The sequence below is a fragment of the Kaarinaea lacus genome (assembly GCF_975902315.1).
Map to the genome: position 1 here is coordinate 1 of NZ_CDLKIE010000216.1, position 8,499 is coordinate 8,499.

12 protein-coding genes are annotated in these 8,499 nt (G+C 44.6%); 4 read left to right on the forward strand and 8 right to left on the reverse strand.

From position 1 onward, the window contains the following. On the forward strand, window positions 1-341 hold a 341-nt coding region (locus tag ACWVCM_RS06395; RefSeq protein WP_455200894.1), incomplete at its 5' end, for a hypothetical protein. A gap of 40 nt (window positions 342-381) precedes the next feature. Here the strand turns inward: ACWVCM_RS06395 and ACWVCM_RS06400 are convergent. From ACWVCM_RS06400 to ACWVCM_RS06410, 3 genes are all read right to left on the reverse strand, one after another. Continuing rightward, entirely contained in the window at window positions 382-801 is a 420-nt protein-coding gene (locus ACWVCM_RS06400; protein WP_455200895.1) for an HIT domain-containing protein, read from the reverse strand. Window positions 802-1,027: 226 nt separating this feature from the next. Continuing rightward, the gene (locus tag ACWVCM_RS06405; protein WP_455200896.1) at window positions 1,028-1,354 is read right to left on the reverse strand and encodes a DUF4389 domain-containing protein; all 327 of its coding nucleotides are present in this window, start codon (window positions 1,352-1,354) and stop codon (window positions 1,028-1,030) included. A 241-nt stretch (window positions 1,355-1,595) separates the two neighbouring features. Next, complete coding sequence (locus ACWVCM_RS06410) at window positions 1,596-2,348, reverse strand: class I SAM-dependent methyltransferase (protein ID WP_455200897.1); 753 nt, start codon at window positions 2,346-2,348, stop codon at window positions 1,596-1,598. Window positions 2,349-2,551: 203 nt separating this feature from the next. Here ACWVCM_RS06410 and recN point away from each other — a divergent pair, with 203 nt between their 5' ends. After that, complete coding sequence (gene recN, locus ACWVCM_RS06415) at window positions 2,552-4,228, forward strand: DNA repair protein RecN (RefSeq protein ID WP_455200898.1); 1,677 nt, start codon at window positions 2,552-2,554, stop codon at window positions 4,226-4,228. A 20-nt stretch (window positions 4,229-4,248) separates the two neighbouring features. Here recN and ACWVCM_RS06420 read toward each other — a convergent pair whose 3' ends face one another. Both ACWVCM_RS06420 and fur read right to left on the reverse strand, forming a co-directional pair. Continuing rightward, window positions 4,249-4,590, reverse strand: coding sequence for a histidine triad nucleotide-binding protein (locus ACWVCM_RS06420; protein ID WP_455200899.1), 342 nt, complete (start codon window positions 4,588-4,590; stop codon window positions 4,249-4,251). 52 nt (window positions 4,591-4,642) lie between these two features. After that, a complete protein-coding gene (gene fur, locus ACWVCM_RS06425; RefSeq protein WP_455200900.1) occupies window positions 4,643-5,053 on the reverse strand; it encodes a ferric iron uptake transcriptional regulator in 411 nt (136 codons plus the stop codon). A gap of 198 nt (window positions 5,054-5,251) precedes the next feature. Between fur and ACWVCM_RS06430 the strand changes: the two genes are divergently transcribed. Beyond that, window positions 5,252-5,557 carry an outer membrane protein assembly factor BamE gene (locus ACWVCM_RS06430; RefSeq protein ID WP_455200901.1) on the forward strand — a complete coding sequence of 102 codons (306 nt, stop codon included), beginning with the start codon at window positions 5,252-5,254 and terminating at the stop codon, window positions 5,555-5,557. A gap of 47 nt (window positions 5,558-5,604) precedes the next feature. Here ACWVCM_RS06430 and ACWVCM_RS06435 read toward each other — a convergent pair whose 3' ends face one another. From ACWVCM_RS06435 to ACWVCM_RS06445, 3 genes are read right to left on the reverse strand one after another with little or no spacing between them, the layout of a single operon-like run. Beyond that, the gene (locus ACWVCM_RS06435; RefSeq protein WP_455200902.1) at window positions 5,605-5,949 is read right to left on the reverse strand and encodes an RnfH family protein; all 345 of its coding nucleotides are present in this window, start codon (window positions 5,947-5,949) and stop codon (window positions 5,605-5,607) included. After that, the gene (locus tag ACWVCM_RS06440) at window positions 5,939-6,376 is read right to left on the reverse strand and encodes a type II toxin-antitoxin system RatA family toxin (protein ID WP_455200903.1); all 438 of its coding nucleotides are present in this window, start codon (window positions 6,374-6,376) and stop codon (window positions 5,939-5,941) included. Before ACWVCM_RS06440 ends, ACWVCM_RS06435 begins: the two co-directional genes overlap by 11 nt. A 41-nt stretch (window positions 6,377-6,417) precedes the next feature. Beyond that, window positions 6,418-7,773 (reverse strand): sodium-dependent transporter, encoded by a 1,356-nt coding sequence (locus ACWVCM_RS06445; RefSeq protein WP_455200904.1) that lies wholly within the window; start codon window positions 7,771-7,773, stop codon window positions 6,418-6,420. 162 nt (window positions 7,774-7,935) lie between these two features. Between ACWVCM_RS06445 and smpB the strand changes: the two genes are divergently transcribed. Further along, window positions 7,936-8,406 carry an SsrA-binding protein SmpB gene (smpB, locus tag ACWVCM_RS06450; RefSeq protein WP_455200905.1) on the forward strand — a complete coding sequence of 157 codons (471 nt, stop codon included), beginning with the start codon at window positions 7,936-7,938 and terminating at the stop codon, window positions 8,404-8,406. Window positions 8,407-8,499: the final 93 nt, after the last annotated feature.

Below are 8,499 nucleotides of genomic sequence, written 5' to 3' on the forward strand. Positions count from 1 at the left end.
GGACATTTAAAAAAGACGCCTTCGCCAGCTGTCCTGATTGCGGGCTTGCGCCGAAGACAGATTTTGAGGGCGCCAGGGCATTAATCCTCTCGGAAAAAACGGTTTATGACAAAACAGAAATTGGCCGAACGATTGAAGAACTCGAAGAAATCTCCAAAGCCATCAAGAGCGGACGCCCCTACCCCATAGACGGTGAAGAACAGAAAATCGTTGTCCGGGAATACTGGAAATATCTGAAGTCGCAACCGCCGCCCAGGAAACCGTTAAAGAAATACCTGCTCTGGGGAAGTGTGACAGGTGTGATTATTGCTGCTGCTATTTTGGCGTGGTGGTTAATGTAATAGCTGTCGATGAAACAGGCGCAAATTTAAAAAACTACACTTAAAGAATACTTTTTTCCTCGAGGTATTTTTGCAGGACTTTATACAGATCTTCCAGTTTATCTTGTTCATACTTTTCAGTTTCTTCTCTTCCCCACACTGTACCAGGCCAGGCAAAGTCATCTTCGTAGCGGCCTACAACATGTACATGAAGCTGTGGAACGATGTTGCCAATAGCTGCAACATTTATCTTGTCTACCTTTAATTGCGCCTTCAGAAATTCCGACATCGTGCTGATTTCGGTCCACAACATGAGTTGCTGGTCAGCATCCAGTTCATATAACTCTGCCGCCTCCAGTTTGGGGACCAGAATAAACCATGGCACCAGGGCATTGTTCATGAGCAGTAGCTGGCTAAGATCAAATTCACCAAGGGTGATAGTGTCACTTTCCAGCTTTGGATCCAGGGTGAAATTATCCATTATTTTATAGTAGATAGCTAATGTAGAAAGTTAATGTAGAAAAATAGTGTAGAAAGTTATTGGAGAAACACTATAAGCGCAACAAGCACTGCAGCTATCGCAGTGCTTGCTAATCTAAACACGCTATATGCCATAAAAAAGTATAGCCTGTTTCTTGTACTTCTGCCCTGAAGATCGAATGTCAGATTTAAAATATTTCTATGCTATTGCTAACTGTGAATACCATTCAGGGTTGTTCAATTATTTTTCCCGACTCTTCTTTCGCGCTTTCCTTCTCTACGCTGCCGGGCCAGTCATCAAATGGGAAAGGCTTGTCGTCACTATTATAAGTTAGATACTTTACAATCTGAAAAATAAAGGTACTCAGATTGTTACCGAACACAAGCAAACGTTCGTTTTTGTTGCCAGTGAACAATGTTGTCAGGAACTGAAAAAGAACGACAGCCGCGAGCACCACCTCTGCAATGCTATATATGAATGCAAAAATTAAGATGAAGAAACCTCTCAACCAGGTGCTTTGTGTTTTCAGGTGCTGTTTAATTTCTGAACTCATCAGGATATCCTTTTACAGTAAAATTTAATTAATGAAGCTACAACTGACTCATACCCTAGTAACTACTATATAAGGCAAAATCCTGTGAATTCCAGTAAATCCAGTAAAATTCCGCCTGAATTATTGGGTCCATTGATATGTATCATGTACCTGGAAGTGATGAGCACTTCATCAAAATACACGTTTTATTTGTAGGAAATGAAATATGAAACCGTTCGGCTGCGTGCTGAAATTTGTTGAGTTATTGGTGGAGCCCCACTTTCATGGTTAAAGGCCACTGAACTTGTTTTACCGTTTTTGTATCACCCCAAAGAGCACAAAGAGAATCTTTCACTATCAATAGTGGATCATTTCCATTTTCTATTTTATAACGCTCTACCGCAGACCATGTAGAAAGATACCCAAGCACCTGAGACAAATCCCACTCAGCAGTCATTTTGAATGAGGGCGCTGACACTGTGTGAAACGGAAAATCTACATGCGCATAGCCTTCGTCAACCAGTTTTCTCTCGACGGGCCAATAGGGATCCAGAATATCTTTATAGAGATAATAGATGGCATTATCCAGTTCAGGGGATATAGAAAGGAATCGGTAAGACCAAATCGCCATAACACCCTTGTCGGTTAACACTCGCTGTGCTTCTCGATAAAAAGCAGCAATATCGAACCAGTGCAAAGCCTGTGCAACGCAAATTAGATCAACAGAGTTTTCATTTAATGGTGCGTGCTCTGCTTTGGCAAGCTGGTAAATTACTTTAGGATTCGGTGTGGCTCGTTCAATTTGCTTTTCGCTGGCATCAGTAGCGATTACCTGCTTAAAATATTTTGCCAGTGAAATAGCAGCTTGCCCGTTCCCGGTGGCACAATCCCAGGCCAACGAGTGACCTGGCGCCAGCGAAGCAAGAAAATCAAACAATTCGTCAGGGTACGAGGGACGAAACTGTTGATAGCGCCTTGAGTGTCCCGAGAAATAGTCTTTGAACGAATTTGTCATTAATGTATGAACCTGCCTGGTTAACTTTCGACATCAGTATATCAACAATTCCGTCGCAGATTATTATCTGGTTAATTTTTATCCTGCACCACAAAGACTACACCAAAATAACAAGTTAGCCGATATTGTTCAGAAATTAAATGAAATCTGAGTATGCTTTCAAACGCTCGATTCTTAATCCATGAACAATTATGATGTGTGCCATGATTACTCAAATACAGATTCGCAACTTCGCCATCGTCGATGAACTGGAACTACCTTTGCGTAACGGCATGACCGTCCTCACCGGAGAAACTGGCGCCGGTAAATCTATCCTCCTTGACGCTCTCGACCTGGCTTTGGGTGGACGTGCCGATAGCGGGGTGATCCGCCACGGCAGTAAACGTGCAGAAATATCGGTAGGCTTTGATGTTTCCAACCGAGCGGCTATCAAGCAATGGTTGTTAGACAATGAACTGGATGAAGAAGACGAATGCCTGATACGTCGCACTGCATCCACCGATGGCCGTTCTAAAGGATTTATTAATGGCAGCCCTGTGCCTATGCAATCATTACGCGAACTCGGCGAACAGCTGGTTGATATTCAGGGCCAACACGCACATCAGTCTTTACTAAAACGGGATATGCAACGTGAAGCCCTGGATGATTTTGCCGGCCACCAGGAACTGGTCGCCATCGTAAAACAGTATTATGTAGAACTGAAACAGTTACGTGAACAACAGGCACTGCTGTTACAGAACAAGGAAGAACGCGAATCACGTATTGAACTGCTCACTTACCAGACGCAGGAACTTGAAGATCTCGCCCTGGAGGAAAATGAGCTTGAGAAACTGGAAGAAGAACAATCACGCCTGGCTCATCTAAACCAAATCGAAGAAGGTTGCGAACGCGCAATCTTTGCATTACATGAATCTGAAGAACAGGCCATAACTCAGCAAATTAACCAGGTTATTGCTCAACTGGAAAAACTGCAGCAATACGATCATAAAATCGAAACCGTTTTACAGATGCTAAACGACGGTTTAATTCAAATCGAAGAAGGCGCCAATGAATTACGCCAGCATCTCAGCGGTATGGATATGGACCCTGAACGGCTGGAATGGGTAGACACGCGGTTGGGGCAAATTCATGACCTGTCTCGTAAACATCGCGTGAATCCTAAGGAACTAGTTGCCTTACAGGAAACCTTATCAACTGAGCTGGAACAGCTTTTAAAAGCCAGTGACCAATCAAATAATCTCGATGAACTGATTACCAGGGCGGAACAGGCGTATTTCGATGCGACAAAGAAATTAACGCAAGGTCGGCAAAAAGCCGCGAAGAAACTGGAAAAGCAGGTCACTGAAAACATACACCAGTTGGGTATGCCTAATGGTAAATTTGTCATCGATTTTACAGCGCTCGAAAACATCTCAGCAGCCGGTCAGGAAAGAGTGGAATTCCAGGTAACCATGAATCCAGGGCAACCACTTAAGCCATTAACAAAAGTGGCATCTGGAGGAGAATTATCACGGATTAGTCTGGCGATCCATGTAATAACCGCGGCAACAGGACGAATTCCCACACTGATCTTTGATGAAGTGGATGTGGGCATTGGTGGTGGCACCGCAGAGGTCGTCGGACGCATGTTGCGTGATTTAAGTCAGGACCGGCAAGTTCTTTGTGTCACTCACCAACCCCAGGTTGCTGCATTAGGACACCAGCATTTACAGGTCAATAAATTTACCTCGGAAAACACCACCAAAGCATCGGTTCATGAACTCACGAATAAACAACGCATTGATGAAATTGCTCGTATGCTGGGGGGCATTGAAATTACATCGCAAACGCTATCTCATGCCAAGGACATGATAAAACGATCCCAATCGGAACCGGCTTAGGGCGTGTGGTACCGACCTGCCTATCCAGGCGGCCAGGATAACGGTCGTCCCCCCAAAATATGTAAGTGTAAATGAAATACCGCCTGCCCTGCTGCTTCGCCATTATTGACTACCAGTCGAAAGGCATCGCCATATCCTTGCTCCGCAGCAATCTCAGAAGCTTTCAATAGTAGATGTCCCATTAACGCCTGGTCACTCGCATCTGCTTCTGCCAGTTTTGCAATCGGTTTCCTGGGAATGATAAGTATGTGCATCGGCGCTTGCGGATTAATATCCCTGAATGCCAGGCATTGTTCATCTTCGTAAACGATGTCTGCAGGGATTTCGCGATTAATAATTTTTAAAAATAAGGTATCTGGCATCGCTAGGCTTCCTCTGTAAATTTAAAAATTATCCCAACTAATCAAATGCAATCTATTGGCAATCTTTACATATACCGTAAATATTCAAACTGTGGTCCGTCATGGTAAACCCGGATTTTTCCGCAATGTCTTTCTGGCGTTGCTCAATCACCTCATCCACGAATTCTTCGACCTTGCCGCATTTAATACACAGAATATGGTCATGATGCTCGCCCTGGTTAAGTTCAAATACCGAAATACCGCCTTCAAAATGATGACGAGTCACCAGGCCGGCGCTTTCAAACTGGGTTAACACGCGATATATGGTAGCGATACCAACATCTTCCCCATCATCCAGCAATGCCTTATAGAGATCTTCGGCGCTGAGATGGCGAACCGAGCTTCGCTCCATGATTTCCAGAATTTTTACGCGCGGCAGCGTGGCTTTGAGCCCCGCTTCACGCAGATCCTCACTACTCATCATTAATTCCTCAAAAACATTTCCGTCCTCAAAACCATTTTAACCGTAGATGGTCTGACAAGTCAGTTGATTATCCTGTAAAATGCCTGCTTTCAATATTTAACAAACATGTTTGACCAATTTATGACCAGCAAAAACCTTGCAAAAGTTCTTATAATTATCAGTATGTTATGGCTGTCGTGGGGCTGCAGCATTCATCGTATGGATATACAACAGGGAAATGTTTTGACGCTGGAAACACTGGACAAACTCGTCATAGGCATGGACAGACGAAAAGTGCGCGGTCTGGCAGGCACACCACTGATGATCAATCCTTTCCGTACCGATGATCGCTGGGATTATATTTACACATTTAGGCATGGCGTAACAGACGAGGAGCAATTCAGCCACGTTACTTTATACTTCGAAGAAAACGTACTGGTCGAAATTAAGGTACATGCGGAGCCCCTGAAGCGGGAAGATATCAATACGCTAAACCGACAGCTAAGAAGAATTCGGGATACTTAGCCCAGGAGAGGCTCGGACATTACAAGTCTGCGATATATAACGCTGGGTCAATCGCTGCTAGATTCCAGTTTCCCACCCCCCTTTTTCATCGCCTTACCTTCCGCCGCTCGCTGTTTGCGAACTTGCTTGGGATCGGCAATCAGGGGTCGATAAATTTCTATCCGATCTTTCTCGCGTAACTCGACATCCTTTTTAGCCAACTTGCTAAAAATTCCTACCTTGTTTTTGTTTAAATCAATTTCTGGAAAATTATCCAGGATGCCCGACAGTTGAATAGCTTGCTCCAGGGTGGTGCCGATATCTACATACAAAGGAATAATCACCTGTACATCCGGCTTCGCATACGCCACTTCAACCAGGATCTGGTTTGCTTTGGAATTGCTATTTTCCACCGTATAACTCATCGGCTCGTTTACAGAAAGCATCAACCAGTGAGCCTGCAATTTGGCCAAAGACCGGGCCAATCGCCAGACTCAATAATTTGTTCGCAAACTCATATTCAAGATCCAGGGTCACTTTACAACCGCTATCCCCCAGTTTTTTAAACTGCCAAAAACCATGTAAGTGCTTGAAAGGTCCATCTACCAGTTGCATTTCGATCATTTTATCTTTTTGCAGACGATTGCGGGTGGTAAACGATTTATTGATCCCACTATGGGAGATCTGAATACTGGCCTGAACTTCATCATCGCGACGACTTTCCACCGAAGCAGCGCCGCACCAGGGCAGGAAATCAGGATAGGAATCAATATCGTCGACGATACTGAACATATCACTGGCTTCGTAGGCTACCAGGGCACTTTTGTTGATCGTTGTCATTTACTTAAATATCTCCAACTACATTACCGCAAATTAAATCATTAAATCGCACCAACTGATTTGAGGAAAATCAAACCTACGCCAATTGGTGTCACATAACGCACCAGAATACTCCAAACCTGGTATGCAGGCCCATCACCCATACCCAATTCATCGACTGAAGACTGCTTTTTAATTATCCACGCTGCAAAAACACCAATTAAAAGGCCGCCCAAAGGCAACATGATGTTAGAGGTCAAATAATCCAGCAAATCGAAAAACGTTTTATCGAATAATTTTATTTCAGACCAGATGTTAAACGAAAATACGGTACCTAGCCCGACAAACCAGGTAATCAAACCGGACAGAACACTGGCATGATTACGCGTCATACCTTTATTTTCCACCAACCAGGCAACAAAGGGTTCAATCAGGGAAATAGAAGATGACCAGGCCGCGAAACATAACAAGACAAAAAACACCGTACCAAAAAACACACCACCGGGCATTTGGCCAAAGGCAATGGGTAAGGTGACAAATACCAATCCCGGACCGGCGCCAGGTTCCAGGCCATTAGCAAATACGATGGGGAAAATGGCCAGGCCTGCTAATAAAGCAACGCCAGTATCGGCCATGGCGACTGTAATCGATGTTCTGGTAATTGACGCATCGTGGGGCATGTAGGATCCATAAATCATAATGGCACCCATACCTAAACTTAAGGTAAAGAATGCCTGCCCCATGGCTTTTAATATTCCCTCAGTGGAAATCTTGCTAAAATCAGGCGTAAACAAAAAGTCTAAACCCTTGGCAAAAGAATCAGTCGATAGCGCATAGCCCACCATGATGATCAACAACACAAACAGGGCAGGCATTAAAAAGCGAATGGCTTTTTCCAGGCCATCCTGCACACCCCTGGCCACAACAATCATGGTTAACACCATAAATAAGCTATGCCAGAAAATCAGCTGACCGGGACTTGCTATCAAATCATCAAATACCTGACCAACGGCATCACCACTCATACCGCTGAAAGTGCCACTAACAGACTCCAGAACATAAGCCAGCGTCCATCCCGCGATGACACTATAATAAGAAAGTATAAGGAAACCGGCGAGAACACCACTCCAGCCCAACCACATCCAGTGCTTATTAGCGCCTTCTTCCCTGGCAATGGTTTTCATGGTATTGACCGGGCTTTGACGACCGCGGCGACCAATCAATACTTCGGCCATCATCACAGGAATACCTAATAGCGCGATACACACCAGATAAATCAATACAAATGCGCCACCGCCATTTTCACCGGCCATATAAGGAAACTTCCAGATGTTTCCCAAACCAACCGCTGAGCCGGTTGCCGCTAGAATAAAAATCCAACGGGACGACCATTCACCATGAATCGATTTACGCGCCATGAAGATTCCTCTCGCTCAAAAAGTTGCCATTTTCGATGAAATTCTGAATACATACAACACTTTAGCTGGTAATGTTATCGATTTACAGGACAATCCGGTGGTTTTTTGAACATTTTCTATGCTCTACAGTGACAAATGATTGCCAATCCCTATAATGCGCCCATGTCCAGAAAAAAGCCCAAAATCAGCGACAATACCATCGCCATCAATAAAAAAGCCCGTCACGACTATTTCATCGAGGACGATTTTGAGGCCGGCCTGGTTTTGGAAGGCTGGGAGGTCAAAAGCTTACGCGCCGGTAAAGTACAAATTCGCGACAGTCACGTGTTTGTGAAAAATGGCGAAGCGTGGCTATCCAATGCCACCATCACCCCCCTGCAAACCGCGTCAACACATATCAAACCCGAGCCCACGCGAATACGTAAACTGTTGTTACATAGAAGGGAACTATCGACACTCATCGGTGCGGTTGAACGAAAAGGCTACACCCTCGTACCGCTGTCAATGTACTGGATACGTGGCCGTGCGAAAATCAAAATTGGTCTGGCAAAGGGTAAACAAAAACACGACAAACGGGCCACGGAAAAAGAACGGGACTGGAACCGCGAAAAACAACGTATGCTAAAACGCTAAATTTTAGCAAATCTATGGCACGGAACTTTCGTTCACGCTACACTGTCTTAACTTTCAACATCTTTGGGGGCGACCTGGCTTCGACGTGGGTCA

Bases quoted from the DNA above. Each gene is read 5' to 3' on its own strand.
- ACWVCM_RS06400 (WP_455200895.1), bottom strand. From the start codon at position 801: ATGGATAATTTCACCCTGGATCCAAAGCTGGAAAGTGACACTATCACC.
- ACWVCM_RS06405 (WP_455200896.1), bottom strand. From the start codon at position 1,354: ATGAGTTCAGAAATTAAACAGCACCTGAAAACACAAAGCACCTGGTTG.
- ACWVCM_RS06410 (WP_455200897.1), bottom strand. From the start codon at position 2,348: ATGACAAATTCGTTCAAAGACTATTTCTCGGGACACTCAAGGCGCTAT.
- recN (WP_455200898.1), top strand. From the start codon at position 2,552: ATGATTACTCAAATACAGATTCGCAACTTCGCCATCGTCGATGAACTG.
- ACWVCM_RS06420 (WP_455200899.1), bottom strand. From the start codon at position 4,590: ATGCCAGATACCTTATTTTTAAAAATTATTAATCGCGAAATCCCTGCA.
- fur (WP_455200900.1), bottom strand. From the start codon at position 5,053: ATGATGAGTAGTGAGGATCTGCGTGAAGCGGGGCTCAAAGCCACGCTG.
- ACWVCM_RS06430 (WP_455200901.1), top strand. From the start codon at position 5,252: ATGGATATACAACAGGGAAATGTTTTGACGCTGGAAACACTGGACAAA.
- ACWVCM_RS06440 (WP_455200903.1), bottom strand. From the start codon at position 6,376: ATGACAACGATCAACAAAAGTGCCCTGGTAGCCTACGAAGCCAGTGAT.
- ACWVCM_RS06445 (WP_455200904.1), bottom strand. From the start codon at position 7,773: ATGGCGCGTAAATCGATTCATGGTGAATGGTCGTCCCGTTGGATTTTT.
- smpB (WP_455200905.1), top strand. From the start codon at position 7,936: ATGTCCAGAAAAAAGCCCAAAATCAGCGACAATACCATCGCCATCAAT.